This window comes from Pyxidicoccus sp. M6, from assembly GCF_055568925.1.
This window is the reverse complement of record NZ_CM145714.1, coordinates 11,590,237-11,607,961: the sequence shown is the minus strand read 5'-3', so window position 1 is coordinate 11,607,961 and position 17,725 is coordinate 11,590,237. Positions and strand designations below refer to the sequence as shown.

The window sequence follows — 17,725 nt, the reverse complement described above, 5'->3', positions numbered from 1 at the left end:
CCCTCTCTCCCAGCCCCCTTCATCGCGAAGGGGGCCTCCTTCAATCACTCCGCCGCTTCAGGCCGCCTTCGGCTCGCTGCTCTCGCCGCCGGCCGCGCCGCCGCCCGTGCCGGACGCCGCGCCGCCCTCGCGCCGCCGCTTGTCGTGCATGAGCTGCATCACCGCGGCCAGCACCGTGAAGGACACCACCAGCGTGGTGATGAGGCCGATGCAGGCCACCATGCCCATGGACTTCAGGCCCCGGTGCGCGGCCTCCAGCAGCGCCGCGAAGCCCGCCACCGCCGTCAGCGTGGAGGACGCCACCGCCGCGCCCACGCTGCGCAGCGCCACCAGGGGCGAGGTGCCCTCCAGGAAGCGGTGCAGCAGGTAGAGGCCGTGGCTCACGCCGAAGCCCAGGAGGATGGGCAGGATGATGATGTTCATGAAGTTCAGCCGCTCATTCACGAGCGACATGATGCCCAGCATCATCGCCACGCCCACGCCGAGCGGAATCACCGACGCCAGCGCCAGCTTCACGTTGCGGAAGTCCAGGAAGTGCATGCCCAGAATCCATAGCGCGGTGAGGATGACCGTCAGCTTGCCGTCCCAGAGCACGATGCTCGCCAGCTTCGCGTAGAGGCGCGTGGCGCCCGCGGCGCGGAACTCCTTCTGCGCGGTGGGGCCCGCCGGGTCCCACGCGTCCTTGTCGAACTTGCCGGGGGAGTACGTGGCGGGGATGGAGCTCGTCTCCTCGGCGAACTTCATCATCTTCTTGCCGTCCAGCAGGTCCACGCTCGCGTAGATGTACGTGAGGTAGCCCTGGTTCTCCGGAAGGGCGGTGGGCAGGTTCTTGAACTGGCTGGTGTAGTTGGCCGGCACGCCGTGGACGTCGAAGGGCTTGGCGTCCAGCACCTTCTTGAAGAACTCCGCCTTGTCCTGCATCTCCGGCGGCAGCGCGGCGGTGGTGAAGCCCTCCGCCTCCAGCTGCGCCATCTCCGCCTTCCACTCCTGGAGCACCTTCTCGTTGGCCTTCGCCGTCGCCTCGGGCGGCACGAAGGTGAAGATGCTCACCACCTGGTCGATGGACGGGTACTTCTCCGGGTGCTGCGTCAGCTCCCGGTACACCCCCTCGGCCTCGTCGAGGTCCTTGGTGTAGATGGCCATCGGGTCGCTGGAGATGTTGAAGCGCTTGTTGATTTCGTCCTGGAGGCGCACGGACGACATGCCCTCGGGGATGAGCGCGCGGGTGTTGTAGTCGAAGCCCACGCCGTACTTCAGGCGCTGGAAGAAGCTGAGCTGCTGGTCCTTGGGCATCTCCGCGTCCAGGCCCGCCCAGGGCACCGCGGCGGCGCAGATGAGGACCACCGCGGTGGTGCTGACGGCCAGCACGCGGCCCGGCTTCGGGATGCGCAGCTCCTTGCCGCTGGCCGAGTTGGTGGGCGGCGGCTTCATGATGCCGATGAGCTTCTGCGGCAGCGCGGGGTTGATGCGGCCCGCCAGCGACAGCAGCGCGGCGCTCCACAGGAACAGCGTGAGGCCGAGGATGAGCGTGCCGCAGCCGGCGAGGAAGCCGAACTGGCTGAAGCCGCGGAACTCGCTGACCATCAGCACGAAGAACGAGCCGCCCGTCACCACCGCGGACACCGCCGCCGGGCGGCCTGCGTTGACGAAGGCGTCGCGGATGGCCACGTCGTACGGCTTGCCCGCGCCCAGCTCCAGCCGGGTGCGGAACGTGAAGTGGATGCCGTAGTCGATGCCGAAGCCCATCAGGATGCCGCCCAGGATGGACGTAATCATGTTGAGCTCACCCACCGTCGCGTAGGTGAAGCCGAGCGTATAGATGGTCCCAATCACCGTGCCGCTCACCACGATGAACGTGGGGGCCAGCTTCCGGAAGAAGAGGATGGTGATGAGGAAGATGGCGCCCAGCGCGATGAGCGTCACCGGCTGCAGGGACTCCTCGATCGCGAACGAGTCGTCCACCGTCGTCTTGTACGAGCCGGTGAAGCCGTAGGCGATGCTGGTGGCCTTGCCCTTGGCCGAGCCGTCCTTCTCGTAGGACAGCTCGTCGTAGTCCTCGACGAGCTTCGCCGAGCCGGGCTTCGCGGAGTAGGCGGCGAGGTCCTTCTCGAGCTTGTCGAGATACGCCTTCGTCTTGCCAATCTCCGTGTTGTCCCACATCGGCTTGATGAGGATGAGCAACATCTTCTTGTCGGTGGAGATGTTGTAGTCGTCGCGGATGCTCTTCTTGCCGACGGAGGAGTACTTGTCGACGAGGTCCGTCATGTCGAGCTCGACGGGCTTGGAGGCGCCGAGGTCGATGAAGAACGGGTTGCTGCGCTTCAGCTTGTCGCGCAGGAACGCCATGATGCGGCGCTTGCCCTCGACGAGGTCCTCGGTCTTCACGAAGAGGACCATGTTCTGCTGGATGAACTCGACGGGCAGCTTGTAGGAGACGTTGCGGACGTTCTCCTTGTCCGCCGCCAGCATGGCCGCGACGTCATCCGCGGTGCGCTTGAGGGTGGCCTCGTCCGAGGAGCGCATGGCGAGCATGAGGAAGCCGCTGCCGCCCACCATGTCGATGACCTGCTTGACGTCCTTCACCTCCTGCAAGTCCTGGGAGATGAGGTCGAGCTGGTTGGAGTTGATGCGCAGCTTCGACGTGCCCCAGGCGGACAGGCCCAGCAGGGCCAGGAGCACCAGGAGGACGGCCCCGGGCCGGCGGACCAGCAGTCCAGCGAAGGCGAGGGCGAAACGGGAGTGGGAGTTCGGATTTCGGGCGCCGCTCATGCGGCGGCGACCCTACCGGCAAACGCCCCTGCCAGGAAGCAGAGCCCGCCAGCCCGGCCGGTCTCCGGCCACGGACGCGGCGGGAATAGCGACAGCGCTGTCATGGTGCCGCCACGGGAGGCCCCGGCGCTGGGGGCACAAGGAGTCCGTGCCTCAGTGCGCGGGCGGCGTGGACGCCTGGAGCGCCTCGTCGGGGGCGCTCTCCCGGGGCGGCAGGAGGAACGAGCGCGGGTCCTTCACGAAGCGCAGGAGGGCGGCGCGCAGGAAGGGCAGCGCCTCGCGGGTGGACACGTCGCGGGCGCGCAGGGCCACGCCCAGGGCGAGCACGAAGGACACGCCGAAGTTGAGCAGCCCGATGACCCCCACCCCGGCCACCGCGGCGAGGAAGTCCGGCTGGAGCACCGCCGTGGGCCCCAGCGCGCAGCCCGCGAAGGCGAGCGAGCCGAAGGACAGGGTGACGTGCCGCACGTCCAGCGTCAGCCCGAAGAAGCCCGCCACCGTCGGCACCATGGCCAGCAGGAAGCCGAGCGTGACGCTGCCGCCCACGCCCGCCACGTGGTGCATGAGGCCTTCCGCGAGCCGTCGCGCGCGCGCCTCGCCCAGCACCGCCTTGAGGATGCGGTGCTGCGCCAGCGCCTCCGGCAGCCTCCGGTACACCACGAAGTTCTCCAGCCACCCGGCCGCTACGCTGGACATCCACAGCAGCACGCCGGTGAAGGCCGCCCACAGCAGGGTGGCGCTGCGCCACGGGTGCAGCGAGTGCACCACGTACCAGGCCTTCTCCTCGCTGAGCAGCGGGTGGTGCGACAGTTGCCCGTACACCAGCGCCAGCGCCACCGCCGCGGGCAGCACACAGCCCAGGTTGCCCAGGGCCGCGGCGAGCTGCGAGCGGGTGATGCGCGGCAGCAGGGCCAGCAGTCGCTCCTGCCGCCCCTGCGCGGCGTCCCTCTCGCCCACCGCGCCCGCCAGCGTCGCCGCCGTCATGGACGGCTGCTTGGTGGCCAGGGTGAAGCCGAGGAACTGCATCAGCACGAAGCTGCCGGCGTAGTTGAGCGCGGCGAAGAGGCCCGCGAAGAAGGGCGCCAGCGCGAGGCCGCCGAGGAAGAACTTCAGCGCCGCGGTGAAGGCCGTCAGCAGCCCGCCGCCCGCCGCCGAGTGAATCATGGCGTGGAACTCGGCGCGGTTGCTGGTGATGTAGTGCTCGCCGGAGTGGCCCGCGCGCTCGATGATTTTGCGCGCCAGCATCCGCACGTTGCGCTTCACCAACTCCAGCACGGAGCGGTCCGCGTGCGCCCTCCGCAAGAGGTCCACCAGCAGCGTCATCGCCTCGCGCCAGCGGGGCTCTCCGCGCGGCGCGCCCAGCACGCGGGCCAGGGCCTCCATGCGCTCCAGGCTCCGGCGGATGCGCTCCAGCCGGTACACCAGGTCCACGCTGACGCCCGCCGCCTCCAGGTGTCGTGACACGCTGGCCACCACCTGCCGGCAGTCCGCCACGCAGGTGGACAAGTCCCTCAGCGTGTCCAGCGCCGCGTCGCGCGCGAGCACCGCGTCGCACGCCAGCCGCAGCCGCAGGAAGGGCGAGCCCCGGAAGGACGTCTCCGGGCTGCGCTCACGGATGTCCTCCGCGGTGCCCAGCCCGGCCGTCTGCACGGCCAACAGCAGCAGCGCGTCCATCATGTCCGCGCGCACGCGGGTGGCGGGCACCGGGTCGGGAGGACGCGCGTCGCCCACCAGCGCCGCCAGCTTCGCCAGCAGCGCCGGGGACAGCGCGGCCAGCCCGTCCGCGTCTGCGGGCACGGGGAACAGGCGCAGGAGCAACTCGGACAGCTTGCCGGGCTCGGGCGGCGCGGGGAGCAGCGAGCGCGCCAGCCGGTCCGAGGCCTCGGAGAAGAAGCCCTGCCCCGCGGGCAGGCCCACCTGGGCGAAGAGCTTCAGCCCGCGGCTGCCGTCGCACACCGCGGACACCAGCCGGGTGACGGCGGCGCGCATGGTGGGCTCGCCCTCCATCACCCGCACCATCAGAAGAAGGCGGCTGTCGGCGGCGGACTGTGGAGGCTCATCGGCGTCCACCAGGGCGTTGGCGGGGATGCGCTCGCGCAGCCAGTGCGTCCAGCGCTCCACCCACTCCAGCCGCGCCTCCAGGCCGTCCTCGGGCACGTCGCACAGGAGCCGGTACAAGTCCCGGACGGCGGGGTTGCCCGGAGCCCGGGGCGCGTACTGCACGCAGAAAGCGTCCACCTCGCGAGCGGACGGGCCGGTGCTGCGGGCGGGCTGGACGGGGGAGGGGGCGGTCATCGGCCAGGCACTCGGGGGGAGCGAGAGACTATGCGATGGCGCACCGCCCCGGAACCCTCGCGGCGGCCGGGCGCCTGGTGGCCCGGCCGCTGCGCTGCTGAAGCGATTACTTCTTCTGCACCTTCGCCAGCTCGGTGCGCATGCGCGTCAGGAGCAGGTCCCAACCGCCCTGGTTGAGCAGCGGCTGCACCTGCGAGTCGCGGATGTCCTGGAGCATGGAGGAGCCGAGCACCGTCACGTCCACCACCTTCCACGCGGCGGCGTCCTTCACGAGGCGGTACTTCAGCTTCATCTCCTGCGTCTTCAGCGGGTGCTTGATGAAGATGGTGGAGGCCACCGTCGCCTCGTTGCCCTTCACGTCGGCGGGCTCGTAGGTGATGGAGTCCAGGTTCTTGAAGTTCTCACGCACGCGGGGGAAGGCGATGCCCGCGAAGAGGCCCTGGAACAGCTCGACGAACTCCTTGCGCTGGGCGTCCGTGCCCTTGGCCCAGGCGTCGCCGAGCAGGAACTTCCCCTGCTCCTCGCTGCCGAAGAGCTTGAGGGCGGCCGCGTCGCGCTCGTAGCGCACGGACTGCACCACCGTCTTCACCGGCTTGGCGACGGCATCGTCCTTCGGCGCGCCGGCGAGCGCGGGGACGGCGAAGGCCATGGCGGCCAGGAAGGTGACGGTACGGAAGCGGGCGTTCATGTCGGGTGGGTCCTCCGAGGGGAATTCGTGATGCCTGTTAGCGCATGGGAACGGCTGGCGCCTGTTGAAATTCACCGTCCCCTGGGGGGCGGCCGTGCGCCGGGGCCCGCCTGCCCGCAGGGCTCGAAATCAGGCGCGTAGGACGAATGAAGAGGACTCGCTGGACGTTTGACTCCTCTAGGACACGACGTTTAGTGTCCGGACCCTCGCGCACGGTTCGTTCCGCGCCAGTTCAGAGACGACATGCCTACCGACTACTTGTTCACGTCCGAATCCGTCACCGAAGGCCACCCGGACAAGATCGCCGACCAGATCTCCGACGGTGTGCTGGATGCCATCATCGCCAAGGATCCGCAGGCGCGCGTCGCGGTGGAGACGCTCGTCAAGACGGGCCTCGCCATCGTCGCGGGCGAGGTGACGACGAACTGTTACGTGGACATCCCGCGCATCGTTCGCAGCACCATCTGCCGCATCGGCTACACCGACAGCTCCATGGGCTACGACGGCAACACCTGCGGCGTCATGGTGGCCATCGAGGGCCAGAGCCAGGACATCGCCCGGGGCGTCGACAACAAGAAGGACCAGGGCGCCGGTGACCAGGGCATGATGTTCGGCTTCGCGTGCGACGAGACGTCGGAGCTGATGCCCGCGCCGCTGCACTACGCCCACGCGCTGACCCGCCGCCTGGCGGACGTGCGCCGCAAGCAGCACCCCTGGATTCGCCCGGACGGCAAGAGCCAGGTGACGGTGCAGTACGTGGATGGCCGCCCCGTCCGCATCGACGCGGTGGTGGTGTCCACGCAGCACGCCGAGGAGGTCTCCAACAAGAAGATCCAGGAGGCCATCCGCGAGGACGTCATCGCGAAGGCGCTGCCCAAGAAGCTCATCGACAACAAGACCAAGTTCTTCATCAACCCCACCGGCCGCTTCGTGGTGGGTGGCCCCATGGGCGACTCCGGCGTGACGGGCCGCAAGATCATCGTCGACACCTACGGCGGCATGGGCCGTCACGGTGGCGGCGCGTTCAGCGGCAAGGACCCGTCCAAGGTGGACCGCTCGGCCGCGTACATGGGCCGCTACATCGCGAAGAACGTGGTGGCCGCGGGCCTGGCGAAGCGCTGCGAGGTGCAGGTGTCCTACGCCATCGGCGTGGCCGAGCCGGTCAGCGTCATGGTGGAGACCTTCGGCACCGCCACGGTTCCCGAGGAGCGCATCGCCAAGGCCGTGCGTCAGGTGTTCGGCCTCAAGCCGCGCGAAATCACCGAGCACCTGGACCTGCTGCGGCCCATCTACCAGAAGACCGCTGCCTACGGTCACTTCGGCCGCACCGAGAAGGAGTTCACCTGGGAGCGCACCGACAAGAAGGACGCCCTGCGTGACGCCGTCGGTGGCACCGCTTCGTCGAGCCGCCTGAAGGCGGTCTGAAGCGCAAGCAGGTCTCGTTGAGTTGAAGCCGCGCGCCTGTCCCTCTCGGGGCGGGCGCGCGTTTTCGTTTCAGGGGCTGGTGCGGTGCGCCGGCCTCACGCCTCGAGCCGGTCGAGGATGCGGCGCAGCGCCTCCCGCTCCGCGTCGGGGAGGGGCAGGAGCGGCGCGCGCAGCGGGCCCACCGGCGTGCCGCGCAGCTCCAGCCCCGCGGCGATGGTGCGGGGCAGGCCGCCCTTCACGATGAACTGGAGCAGCGGCAATTGCTTCTGGAAGACGCGCCGGGCCTCGGCGAGGTCTGCTCTTCCCATGGCCTCGTAGAGGCGCAGGTTGAGCTCGGGGATGAGGGCGGGCGCCGCCGTGCACCAGCCGCGGGCTCCGGCCGCGAAGGCCGCGAGCGCGAGCGGGTTGGAGCCGTTGTAGAACGCGACGTCGTCGCCGGCCACCTGGCGGAGCCGGTGCATCCTCCCGACGTCGCCGGTGCTCTCCTTCACCATGGTGACGTTGGGAATCTCCAGCAGCTTCGCGAGGAGCTCCGGCGTCAGGTCCAGCCCGCCCGTGGCCGGGTTGTTGTAGGCCATGATGGGGATGGAGATGGCGCTCGCCACCCGGTCGAAGTGCCGGAGGATTTCCTCCTCGGTGAGCTTCCAGTAGCTCATCGGAATCACCATCACCGCGGCGGCGCCGGCCTTCTCGGCGAAGCGCGCGTGGTGCACGGTGCGCTCGGTGGTGAGGCTGGAGACGCCCACCATGACGGGCACGCGGCCGGCCACGGCCTTCAGCGTGCACTCGGTGACGGCCTCGCGCTCGCCGTCATCCAGGTAGGGCAGGCTGCCCGTGCTGCCGAGCGGGGCGACGGCGTGGACGCCCGCGGCCACCATCTGCTCGGTGAGCCGGCGGAGCGTGTCGAGGTCCACGGCGCCGTCCGCCCTGAAGGGGGTGATGGTGTAGCCGATGATGCCGCGCAGGGGAGTGTTGCGGCTCATGTTCAGCCCTCCTCGCCGTTGCGCAGCAGGGACTGGCCCTTCTCGCCCACCTCCTCGCGCAGCGCCACGCCGCCCATGTTCTGCAGCATGGGGGCGTTCTCGCAGGCGAGGTAGCGCGCGCGGGCCGTAGGGTGCGTGTTGACGTGGTGGTGCCACGCCCAGACCGGGATGTAGACGGCGTCGCCCTGCTTCCAGGGGATGCGCCGGCCCTGGATTTCGGAGTACCCCTCACCCTCCAGCACGTAGAGGATGGTTTCGTAGGTGTGGCGGTGCTTGTTGGAGGACTGGCCCGGCTCCAGCCAGCCAATCGTCATGCTGATGGCGTGCGAGGGCAGGTCCACGAAGAAGACGGGGTGCTTGCGCTCCTTCGAGTAGCCCTCGTTGCTGCCCGCGTCCTCCACGTGGGGATGGGCCAGCCGCTCCGGCATGACGACGCGCGGGCGCGGCGGCGTCTTGTCGAAGTCGGCGGACTCGTACTTCTTCTTCACCTCGGTGCTCTGGCTCATGGCGTCTCCTTGCGCCCCGCCGCGAGGACTTCCCGGGCGGCGGATGCGCGCGGAAGGTAGAGACCAACCGGCACCCTCGAAAGTGCCGGACTGGAGAAGTACGCTGGGCCGGTGCTCCGCTCCTGGAAGATGAACATCGAGCTCGGCCCCGCCTCGGACGGGCCCCTCTTCGTGCGGCTGTCGCGCGCCATCATTCGCGACATCGAGCGGGGACGGCTGTCACCCGGTGACGCGCTGCCCGGCACGCGCGCGCTGGCCGGGCATCTCGGCATCCACCGCAACACGGTGGACGCGGCGTACCGCGAGCTCATCCAGCAGGGGTGGGCCTCGGCGGAGCCGTCGCGCGGCACGTTCGTCTCCGCAACGCTGCCGGTGAGAACGCCCAAGGGCTTCGGGAGCGCTCCGAGGCAGCGGATGCCCGAGCGGCCCGCCTTCGCGCTGGACGCGTTGCAGCCATTCCCGGATGACATGGAAGTGCCTCCGGTCCGCGGGGCCCTGCGATTCAACGATGGGGCGCCGGACGTGCGGCTCGCTCCGTCGCTCGCGCTGGCGCGAGCCTTCCGCCGCGTCCTCACAGGGCGGGCGCGCACGACGCTCGCGTCGGGGGATGCGCGCGGGGAGCCGCTGCTGCGCCGCGCCCTGGCGCGCATGCTGAGCGAAACGCGGGGGCTGGCGGCGGGGGAGGATGACGTCCTCGTCACCCGTGGCAGCCAGATGGCACTCTTCCTCGTGGCCCGGGCGCTGGTGCGTCCCGGGGACGTCGTCGCGGTGGAGGCGCTGGGCTACCGGCCCGCGTGGGAGGCACTGAGGCTCGCGGGGGCGAAGCTGGTGGGCGTGCCAGTGGACGCGCAGGGGCTCCGGGTGGATGCCCTGCGCGCGCTGCTCGCGCGGAAGACGGTGCGCGCCGTGTTTCTCACGCCGCACCACCAGTACCCCACCACCGTGACGCTCACCGCCGCGCGCCGGGTGGAACTGCTCCGCCTCGCCGGGGACGCGGGCCTGGCCGTGGTGGAGGACGACTATGACCACGACTTCCACTACGAGGGGCGTCCCGTGCTCCCGCTCGCGAGCGCGGACCGCTCGGGCAGCGTCGTCTACGTGGGCTCGCTGTCCAAGCTGGTGGCACCGGGGCTGCGGCTGGGCTACTGCGTGGCCCCGGCCCCCGTGGTGAGGCAGCTCGCCGCGCTGCGCATGGTGGTGGACCGCCAGGGTGATGCGCCGCTGGAGCGGGCCGTGGCGGAGCTGCTGGAGGAGGGCGAGCTGCAGCGCCATGCCCGCCGCGCGCGCCGCGAGTACCAGGCACGGCGTGACGCGCTCGCCGAGGCCTTGCGCACCGGATTGGACGGCCTGCTGGAGTTCGAGGTGCCCGCCGGAGGACTCGCGCTCTGGGCGCATGCCAGGGACGGGGTGGACGCGGGGGCCTGGGCGAAGCGTGCCCGCTCGGAAGGGGTGCACGTGACGGCCGGACAGGCCTTCGTGCTGGAGGGCCGGGGCCCGGAGGCATTCCGACTGGGCTACGCCTCGCTCACGCCGGAGGAGTTGCGCGAGGCGGTGCGCCGACTGGCCCATGCGTGCCCGCGTCAGCGCTGAGCGGCGGGCAGGCGCTTTCGCTTCAATGTTTCAGAGCAGGCCCTGCGCCTTCAGCGCGTCGATGGCGGAGGCGAGCGCGGGGTGGGGCGTGTGCTTCGTGCCCCCCAGGGACTGCACGGCGCTGACGAAGACGTAGCGCCCGCGCGGCGTGGCGATGTGGCCGATGAGCCAGGTGATGTCGCCCTCGGGTTGCGTGTACGTGCCCGTCTTGCAGCTCAGCACCGCGCCGTCCTTCCATGGGCCGCCCATGTTGATGCCGTCGCGGGTGTTGGCCACGGTGTCCGGGCCCTGCACCAGCGTGGCCTTCACGGCCTCCAGCGTCTTCGCGCTCACGGGCAATTCACCGCGGTACATGCGGGCGAGGAAGTCGAGCTGCTCGTCCGGGGAGATGCGCAGCGGGCCGCCCAGCCAGAAGCGGGTGATGTCGCCGGAGGCGTCCGCGTTGCCGTAGCGGAAGCGCTTCAGCCATTCCTCCATGCGCTCGCGGCCAATCTGCTTCGCCGTCCCCTGGAAGAACCAGAGGGCGGAGCGGCGCATCGCCGTGTCGAGCGTCTGGTCCTGGTTCCACATCTCCACGGCGTGCTTCGTGCCGTCCCACTTGCGGACCTCGGTGGGGCCGGAGAGGACGCCCGTCTCCAGGGCGATGAGCGCGTGCGGCACCTTGAAGGACGAGGCGGGGACGAGGCGCCTGGCGCACTTGTCCGCGTTGTTGCGCGTCACATTCCCGGTCTCCAGGTCCATGAGCAGGAAGCAGCCCGGGTGCGCCGGGGCGGGCTTCCGTGGCGCGGCGGCGCAGAGCGAGGAGGCGAGCGTGGTCAGCACGAGCAGCGCGGCGGCGTGGCGTTGGGACATGCGGGAGCTCCTGGGGGTTCGTGAGGCGGGTGGCGCCTGGAGCAAGGTGTGGGCCAGCCTGCGCGCAGGTGGATGACGTGGGGACGCGTGGCCGTGTGGACACGAAGGCGTGTGCCACTGCCCGCACCCGGTATTTGCCGTGAGGCTGCATCTACGTGGGTGTCGACGCCGGCGGTGCCGAGCACCGGGCAAGTGAAAGTCGCGGCCGAGGTGCAAGGAGCGTAGCGTCTTGGCGGGAAGATTCACGGGTGCCGCCGTTGGTTGGGCGTGAGAAGCCACGGCGCACAAGTAGGGAGCTCCAAGTTGGTCGAGGACAAGCCTCGTTCCTGGAGTCCGTGGCTGCGCCGGGCGAAGTGGATGCTCCTGGCCGCCACGGCGGGAGTGGTCGCGGCGACGGTGGGCCTGCCATCGCTCCGGAGTGCCACGCGTGAGCAGGTGCCTCCGGCGCTGTTCCTCGCGGATTCGCCCACGCGCGCGATTGAAGCACGGGTGAGCTATCCGGGAGCGGACGTGCACCGTCCCTACGGGCCGATGCGCTCGGGGGATGCGGGGGCGTTGCCACCGGCGCCGCTGCGCGAGCTGGCGCGGATGGAGGCGGAAGGGGACGTGCGCGGGCTGGCGGCGGCGTACCTGGTGCGCGGCAACGCGCAGATGGCGGCGCCGTACCTGTCGAAGGCGGGGGACTCTCCGGATGCGGCGAGCGACAAGGCCATCCTTGCGCTGGACAAGAAGGACCATGCGAAGGCGCTGGAACTGCTGGAGGGCGCGCTGAAGGCGGACCCGAAGCATGCGCAGGCGTTGTGGAACCGCGGGCTGGTGCTGAAGGAGCTGGAGCTGTGGGCGCTGGCGGCGCAGTCGTTCGACGCGGTGGCCGCGCTGGGGGAGCACGGGTGGGCGGGAGAGGCGAAGGCTCGGGCGGAGTCGCTGCGCGGGCGGTTGGAGGGGATGGATGAATGGAAGAAGACCGTGGCGCTGGGAGAGGCCATGGTGGCGGGGGAGAAGCTGGTGCCTCCGGGGCTTCTCCAGGCTCGGCCCGGCATCTTCCGTATGTATCTGTACGAGGCCATCCGTTCGGCACCGTCGATAGACCGGCTCAAGGCGCTCTGGCCTGTGGCCGAGACATTGGACGTGCGTCACGGAGGCACGGCGCTGCGGGATGCCGTCCGCTGGGCGGAAGCACGTGACTTCCGCCGTCGTGCGCCGCTGGCAAAGCGGTACCTGGAACTGTACCGCACGCATCGGGTGGAGGGAGGGCTTCCCGCGTATCTGGAAGAGGTGCTCCGCGCCGGGGAGCGGGACCTGTATATGGGAGCGCTTGTCCGCGAGCGGAAGATCCGGGAGCACCTGGACACGTTCACAGACCTCGCTGGGCAATCGGATGACCCCTGGTTCCTGCTGCTTGCGGAGCAAGAGCAAGCATTGGCCGCCATTTCGCGAGGCGAGCTGCTTCGCGCGGAGCAACTCCTGTTGGACGCGGTTACTCGTTGTGGAAAGCAGCCGATCGGGTACCGCTGCGTTCCTATCGAATCCGACCTGGGCGAGCTCTACCGGCAGCTCCACCGGATTCCGGAGTCGAACAAGCACGTGCTTGCGGCACGAATGGCATACCGGGGCGACGGTAGATGGGGGGACGCAAAACTTCTCCTGCACCTCGGACAGAACGCCCGATATCAGGGCGAGGCGGCCCTGGCGCGCGCATATCTAGAGGAGGCACTTGCTCAGTATCCTGATGATTGCGCTATTCGTCATTTTGTCGGGTCCAACGAGGCGCTCGCAGCCTTGTCAGATTTCTCTCTGACAGAGGCTCGTGAACACATGCAGGAGGCGCTCTCGTGCAAGGGCCCCTTGCTGTTGTCGGGTGCAATGACACTGGCAGATCTGGCTCGGATGTATCCCGAGCCATCTCAGGACGCTCGATTCACGGATGCGCTGGCGGAGCAGCGCAAGGAGGGCAAACTCAAGCCTGGGGACCTGGCACTTCTCACGCACATTGAGGGGCGCTTCATGGTCGAACGAGATCGGACCCGCGGAGAAGCCTTGCTCCGGCAGGCCATTGCCGAGGCACGCCTCCTACCTTCCTACAACGTGAATGCGCGCAAAGCGCGTGCCTATAGTTATGCCTCGCTATCATTTGCCGCAGGTAGGGCAGGTGAATACGAGCAGGCGCTGACACTGTTCGGCGAAGAGCTGGGCAGTCCCCTACCGGAGCGCTGTCTTGTTGCCGTCGCGGTCGATGTCGAACGAACGCTCGTCATGACTCGCGGCCCAGATGGGCGACTGAAGGGCTACTACGATGCGAGTCGAAGAGTACCTCTCAGTGAAGACGTGGAGGGGCTCATCCCAGAGTCATTGGTAGCTCCTCTGCGTGCGTGCGAGCAGGTGTACGTCGTTGCGCGCCCGCCACTACATGGACGTGCCGGTTTGCTGCCCGCAGAAATGGCCTGGGCCTATTATGTGCGCCAGCCTCTGCAAACCGCTCCTGTTGCATCTCCTGCGCGTCGTCTCGTCGTTGCCGACGTGAAGGCACCGATGGACCTGGGGCTTCCATCACTGGGCGCTTGGAATGGAATGACGGGAGAGGGCACCACCGTTCTGTCCGGTTCAGATGCAACACCCTCGCGCATTCTGGATGCAATGGAGAATGCAACGGAGATCGAGATTCACGCACATGGATTGGTTAACCCCAATCTCTCCGAGGCTTCGCTTCTGGTGCTGTCACCTGAAGAAGACGGGCGCTATGCCCTCACCGCAGGGGAGGTTCAGGCGCAGCCTCTGCGGCGCCAGCCACTGGTCATCCTGGCCGCATGTCGCGCGGCCCGGGGAGCGCCATGGACCTATGAGCGCTTCAGTCTGCCTGTCGCCTTCGTCGATGCAGGGGCGAGTGCCGTGCTTGCTGCCACAGTGGACGTTCCAGATGCAGAAGCGGGGCCGTTCTTCAGTGCTGTGCGCGAGCGCATCCGGCGTGGGCAGTCCGCGTCAGTCGCGCTTCGCGACGTGCGCATGCAGTGGTTGGCGCGTGACCCCCGAAGTTGGGTGCGCTCCGTTCTGGTGTTCGATTGAGAGCTGGGTGAAACAGCTCTGTTCGTGAGGAGGGGGATGACAATGATGAAGAAGATTTTGCTGTGCATCGTGTTGGCTGGAGCAGTCACGGGGTGCCGGGTTTTCGAACCGCGGCCGACGCCGAATGCTTGCCCCGAGCCGGGGCCCGGGCCCAAGGCACCACCTGTCCAATCGCTGCCTCCTGGTGGAAGCCCTCCGCCTGGCGCCACACAGGTCATTGTGGGGCTCTGCCCGGACACAGGGGCGTTTCTTGCCGCAGGCATCAACCTGCAGATGAAGAGCTTCACGTATCTGGTGAAGGGCGACCGGAGTAGCCGCGAGTCCTTCCTTGCGAACGTCTACAAGTCCCGCATCCCGGTCGTGCTCTACACCTCTCCTGTGAAGGTGCTCGAAGGGAAGAGCGCGGCGGGAAGTGCCGCAGTAGCGTCAGGCGCGACTTCGCCTTCTACGGGGACAGGCTCGGGAGACGATGAGCCGACCTTCGACCCCTGCTTCGATAGCAATGAGATTGGCGACGAGCCACCGGAGGACCCGAAGGACCAGGGCGGAGCCGCTCCGAAACAGATTGAGACCTTCTCGCAGTTGGCGTGGAGCAGTGCCAACGCGGTCGATGCCGTGAGCGACCCCGCTCCTCCGAGCAGCACGCAGCCTGCGCCCGGGACGACCGTGCCTCGGTAGTGCGCGATGCCGTCCGGGTGCGGAGCCAGCAGGAGATGGCTTCACACCTGGGCGGCATTGGTTGTCAGAACCCCGCTGTAGTCTGCACTCGAAGCGGTGGCCGGCCCGCTTCGAGTTGTTCAGAGGGGGAGTAGATGAAGAGTCAGATGTGGAAGTGGGCGATGTTGACGCTGGTCATTGGACCCATGGTGGGGACGGCTGGACCACCGGGCCCCATCGTGATCCCAACGAGAACTGGGGATGAGCCCGACCCGACGGAGATTGGTGACCCACCGCCGAACGATCCGAAGGACCAGGGGAACATCCAGCCCACGCTCGTGACTGTCTCCATAGGCGAGGGCTTCAGGCGCGCCGAATCCTCCGGGCCCATCCTGTTGCCGACGGGCCCCGACGACAAACCGGACTCGACGGAGATCGGCGACGACCCGCCTGACTCTCCGAAGGACCCGGGCAACATCCAGCCAACCCTGGTCGTCGTGGCCGAGTCCTCCGGACCCATCCTGTTGCCGACGGAGCCATGGGACCGGCCAGATGAGACGTCTATCGGGGACCCGCCGCCGACGGACCCGAAGGACAAGGGCAACATCCAGCCCGTACAGCCTGCTGTTGCCGAGTCCTCTGGGCCCATCCTGGTGCCGACGGGGCCCTGGGACCGGCCGGATGAGACGTCCATCGGGGATCCGCCACCGACTGACCCGAAGGACCAGGGGGACATCCAGCCTGAGCAGCCCCTGTTGGCGTAGTCCATGAGCGCGGGGCCGCCTTCCTCCTCAAGGGAAGGCGGCCCTTCCGCTACCCGGGGAACGTCTCCAACGTGAGTGTCTCCGGCGGAACGTCCAGCGCCTTCGGCTGCACCGTGACGCCGGACAGGTAACGCCACCCCGTCCCGTCGTGCCGGAAGTCCGAGCGCTCCACGAAGGAGCGCTCCTTCCCCTTCTCGAACACCTTGGCGAAGAACAGCACCTGCGCCAGCCCGGACGCATCCGGCGGCCTCCAGCCCATCACCACCAGCTTCGGGAACTGATGCCCCTGTGCATAGGCGCGCAGGTCTCTCAGGTACTCCTCGCGAGGCCGGGCCCGGTCCGGGTGGTCCGGGTGCAGTGTCTTCCACAGGTACGCCACGTCCCTCATGGCGAATGCGCTGTAACGGCTGCGCATCAGCTTCTCGGCGTCGGGCGGCTCCGCCTCTCCACGGTGGAACGGAGCGCAGCACTCCTTGTAGCGGAGTCCGGAGCAGCAGGGACAGGGCGGGGCAGGGGGCATGGCGCGCCGCGCAGCCTACCCCGTCCCGTGCGTGTGGGCCCGCACAGTGACGGATGAACGCCCTTGCTGGCGGGGGAGTCCGGACATACATCCGGGGGCCGCGCCCTTATGAGCATCCTCCAAGCCATCGTCCTGGGCCTCGTCCAGGGCCTCACCGAGTTCCTCCCCATCAGCTCCACCGCGCACCTGCGCATCGCCCCGGAGCTGTTCGGCTGGAAGGACCCCGGAGCCGCGTACTCCGCCGTCATCCAGCTCGGCACGGTGGCCGCCGTGCTCATCTACTTCCGCAAGGACATCGTCGCGCTCACCGCGGCCTTCTTCCGCGGGCTGGCGCGGAAGGACCCGTTCGGCACGCTCGAGTCGCGACTGGCGTGGTTCGTCCTCGTGGGCACGCTGCCTATCGGCGTCTGCGGGCTCCTCTTCAAGAAGCTCATCGAGAACCAGTTCCGCTCGCTCTACGTCATCGCCGGCAGCCTCATCGTCCTCGCCATCATCCTCTTCGTGGTGGAGCGCGCCGCTTCTCACAAGCGGACGCTGGAGGACATGCGCTGGAAGGACGGCATCATCATCGGCCTGTGGCAGGCGCTGGCGCTGATTCCGGGCTCGTCGCGCTCGGGCACCACGCTGACGGGAGGCCTGTCCCTGGGCCTCAAGCGCGAGGACGCCGCGCGCTACTCCTTCCTGCTGTCCATCCCCGCCACCACCCTGGCCGGCGTCTTCGAGCTCAAGCACCTGCTGGAGGCCACCGAGCGGCCGTCCGCCCTGTCTCTCTGGGTGGGCACGCTGGTGGCGTTCGCCTCGGGCATGGCGGCCATCGCCTGGCTGTTGAGCTACCTGCGCTCGCGCACCACGCTGGTCTTCGTGGTGTACCGCGTGGTGCTGGGGGGACTGCTGCTGGTGCTCCTGCAGATGGGCAAGCTCCAGCCCCGCTCCGGCCTGGAGAACATCGACCTGCCGAAGGAGCCGGGCAAGCAGCAGATTGAGAAGCAGGTCACGGACTAGCGAAGGGTGCCGTCGTGAGCGTGGAGTCGCTGTTCCAATCGTTGGAGTCGCGGCTGTCGTCGCGGCCGGCACGTACGGTGGACCTGCCGGGGCTGGTGCTGCGCGAGGCCTCGGTGCTGGTGCCCGTGTTCGAGCGTGACGGCGTGCCGCACGTGCTCTTCACGCGCCGGCCCGCCAACATGCGCACCCACTCGGACCAGTACAGCTTCCCCGGTGGCGGCCGTGACGCGGAGGACGCGACGCCGCTGCACACCGCGCTGCGCGAGACGGAGGAGGAGCTGGGCATCGACCGGCGACGCGTGCGGGTGCTTGGCATGCTCGACGAGGTGCCGACCATCTCCCAGTACCGCGTGCGCCCCTTCGTGGGCGTCATCCCCGGGGACGGGCAGTACGCACCGAGCGCGGACGAGGTGGCCTTCATCCTCGAAGTCCCGCTGGCCAACCTGCTGGACCCGGCCATCCTCCGAATCGAGCGGAAGGAAATCTTCGGCTCCGAGCGCGAGCTGTACTTCTACACGTACGGCACCCACGTCATCTGGGGCGCCACGGCGCGCATCCTGCGCGACTTCCTCAACCACGTGCAGCAGGGCCCGGCCGCGGCGCTGGGCTGAGGC

The 17,725-nt window shown here is 68.8% G+C and carries 14 protein-coding genes; 7 read left to right on the top strand and 7 right to left on the bottom strand.

The window, feature by feature from the left end:
• Positions 1 to 57 precede the first annotated feature (57 nt).
• From ACVTJA_RS45630 to ACVTJA_RS45620, 3 genes are all read right to left on the bottom strand, one after another.
• Positions 58 to 2,769 carry an efflux RND transporter permease subunit gene (locus ACVTJA_RS45630; protein WP_465830258.1) on the bottom strand — a complete coding sequence of 904 codons (2,712 nt, stop codon included), beginning with the start codon at positions 2,767 to 2,769 and terminating at the stop codon, positions 58 to 60.
• A 153-nt stretch (positions 2,770 to 2,922) separates the two neighbouring features.
• Positions 2,923 to 5,064, bottom strand: coding sequence for a site-specific recombinase (locus ACVTJA_RS45625; protein ID WP_465830257.1), 2,142 nt, complete (start codon positions 5,062 to 5,064; stop codon positions 2,923 to 2,925).
• Positions 5,065 to 5,170: 106 nt separating this feature from the next.
• Positions 5,171 to 5,752: an ABC transporter substrate-binding protein gene (locus ACVTJA_RS45620; protein ID WP_465830255.1), complete on the bottom strand. Its 582-nt coding sequence runs from the start codon at positions 5,750 to 5,752 to the stop codon at positions 5,171 to 5,173.
• Positions 5,753 to 5,995: 243 nt separating this feature from the next.
• Between ACVTJA_RS45620 and metK the strand changes: the two genes are divergently transcribed.
• Entirely contained in the window at positions 5,996 to 7,177 is a 1,182-nt protein-coding gene (gene metK / locus ACVTJA_RS45615) for a methionine adenosyltransferase (protein ID WP_465830253.1), read from the top strand.
• A gap of 95 nt (positions 7,178 to 7,272) precedes the next feature.
• Here metK and ACVTJA_RS45610 read toward each other — a convergent pair whose 3' ends face one another.
• Positions 7,273 to 8,160: a dihydrodipicolinate synthase family protein gene (locus ACVTJA_RS45610; RefSeq protein ID WP_465830251.1), complete on the bottom strand. Its 888-nt coding sequence runs from the start codon at positions 8,158 to 8,160 to the stop codon at positions 7,273 to 7,275.
• A 2-nt stretch (positions 8,161 to 8,162) separates the two neighbouring features.
• On the bottom strand, positions 8,163 to 8,666 hold the full coding sequence (locus ACVTJA_RS45605; RefSeq protein WP_465830250.1) for a cupin domain-containing protein: 504 nt from the start codon (positions 8,664 to 8,666) through the stop codon (positions 8,163 to 8,165).
• A 111-nt stretch (positions 8,667 to 8,777) separates the two neighbouring features.
• On the opposite strand from ACVTJA_RS45605, the gene pdxR reads away from it, so the two are divergent.
• Entirely contained in the window at positions 8,778 to 10,256 is a 1,479-nt protein-coding gene (gene pdxR / locus ACVTJA_RS45600; RefSeq protein WP_465830248.1) for a MocR-like pyridoxine biosynthesis transcription factor PdxR, read from the top strand.
• Positions 10,257 to 10,286: 30 nt separating this feature from the next.
• Here pdxR and ACVTJA_RS45595 read toward each other — a convergent pair whose 3' ends face one another.
• Positions 10,287 to 11,108: a penicillin-binding transpeptidase domain-containing protein gene (locus tag ACVTJA_RS45595; protein WP_465830246.1), complete on the bottom strand. Its 822-nt coding sequence runs from the start codon at positions 11,106 to 11,108 to the stop codon at positions 10,287 to 10,289.
• Positions 11,109 to 11,411: 303 nt separating this feature from the next.
• Between ACVTJA_RS45595 and ACVTJA_RS45590 the strand changes: the two genes are divergently transcribed.
• The 3 genes from ACVTJA_RS45590 to ACVTJA_RS45580 all read left to right on the top strand — a co-directional run bounded on the left by ACVTJA_RS45590 (position 11,412) and on the right by ACVTJA_RS45580 (position 15,589).
• On the top strand, positions 11,412 to 14,168 hold the full coding sequence (locus ACVTJA_RS45590) for a CHAT domain-containing protein (protein WP_465830245.1): 2,757 nt from the start codon (positions 11,412 to 11,414) through the stop codon (positions 14,166 to 14,168).
• A 42-nt stretch (positions 14,169 to 14,210) separates the two neighbouring features.
• Positions 14,211 to 14,846 (top strand): hypothetical protein, encoded by a 636-nt coding sequence (locus ACVTJA_RS45585; RefSeq protein ID WP_465830243.1) that lies wholly within the window; start codon positions 14,211 to 14,213, stop codon positions 14,844 to 14,846.
• Between the two features lie 134 nt (positions 14,847 to 14,980).
• Positions 14,981 to 15,589: a hypothetical protein gene (locus tag ACVTJA_RS45580; protein ID WP_465830241.1), complete on the top strand. Its 609-nt coding sequence runs from the start codon at positions 14,981 to 14,983 to the stop codon at positions 15,587 to 15,589.
• Between the two features lie 49 nt (positions 15,590 to 15,638).
• Here the strand turns inward: ACVTJA_RS45580 and ACVTJA_RS45575 are convergent, their stop codons facing one another.
• A complete protein-coding gene (locus tag ACVTJA_RS45575) occupies positions 15,639 to 16,109 on the bottom strand; it encodes a YchJ family protein (protein ID WP_465830239.1) in 471 nt (156 codons plus the stop codon).
• 108 nt (positions 16,110 to 16,217) lie between these two features.
• Here ACVTJA_RS45575 and ACVTJA_RS45570 point away from each other — a divergent pair, with 108 nt between their 5' ends.
• Positions 16,218 to 17,111 (top strand): undecaprenyl-diphosphate phosphatase, encoded by an 894-nt coding sequence (locus tag ACVTJA_RS45570; protein WP_465830237.1) that lies wholly within the window; start codon positions 16,218 to 16,220, stop codon positions 17,109 to 17,111.
• A gap of 14 nt (positions 17,112 to 17,125) precedes the next feature.
• Positions 17,126 to 17,722, top strand: coding sequence for a CoA pyrophosphatase (locus ACVTJA_RS45565; protein ID WP_465830235.1), 597 nt, complete (start codon positions 17,126 to 17,128; stop codon positions 17,720 to 17,722).
• The last annotated feature ends 3 nt before the right edge of the window (positions 17,723 to 17,725 follow it).

What these genes read in the sequence shown, in the direction of transcription:
- ACVTJA_RS45630 (WP_465830258.1), bottom strand. Translation starts at nt 2,769, where the DNA reads ATGAGCGGCGCCCGAAATCCGAACTCCCACTCCCGTTTCGCCCTCGCC.
- ACVTJA_RS45625 (WP_465830257.1), bottom strand. Translation starts at nt 5,064, where the DNA reads ATGACCGCCCCCTCCCCCGTCCAGCCCGCCCGCAGCACCGGCCCGTCC.
- ACVTJA_RS45620 (WP_465830255.1), bottom strand. Translation starts at nt 5,752, where the DNA reads ATGAACGCCCGCTTCCGTACCGTCACCTTCCTGGCCGCCATGGCCTTC.
- metK (WP_465830253.1), top strand. Translation starts at nt 5,996, where the DNA reads ATGCCTACCGACTACTTGTTCACGTCCGAATCCGTCACCGAAGGCCAC.
- ACVTJA_RS45610 (WP_465830251.1), bottom strand. Translation starts at nt 8,160, where the DNA reads ATGAGCCGCAACACTCCCCTGCGCGGCATCATCGGCTACACCATCACC.
- ACVTJA_RS45605 (WP_465830250.1), bottom strand. Translation starts at nt 8,666, where the DNA reads ATGAGCCAGAGCACCGAGGTGAAGAAGAAGTACGAGTCCGCCGACTTC.
- ACVTJA_RS45595 (WP_465830246.1), bottom strand. Translation starts at nt 11,108, where the DNA reads ATGTCCCAACGCCACGCCGCCGCGCTGCTCGTGCTGACCACGCTCGCC.
- ACVTJA_RS45585 (WP_465830243.1), top strand. Translation starts at nt 14,211, where the DNA reads ATGATGAAGAAGATTTTGCTGTGCATCGTGTTGGCTGGAGCAGTCACG.
- ACVTJA_RS45580 (WP_465830241.1), top strand. Translation starts at nt 14,981, where the DNA reads ATGAAGAGTCAGATGTGGAAGTGGGCGATGTTGACGCTGGTCATTGGA.
- ACVTJA_RS45575 (WP_465830239.1), bottom strand. Translation starts at nt 16,109, where the DNA reads ATGCCCCCTGCCCCGCCCTGTCCCTGCTGCTCCGGACTCCGCTACAAG.
- ACVTJA_RS45570 (WP_465830237.1), top strand. Translation starts at nt 16,218, where the DNA reads ATGAGCATCCTCCAAGCCATCGTCCTGGGCCTCGTCCAGGGCCTCACC.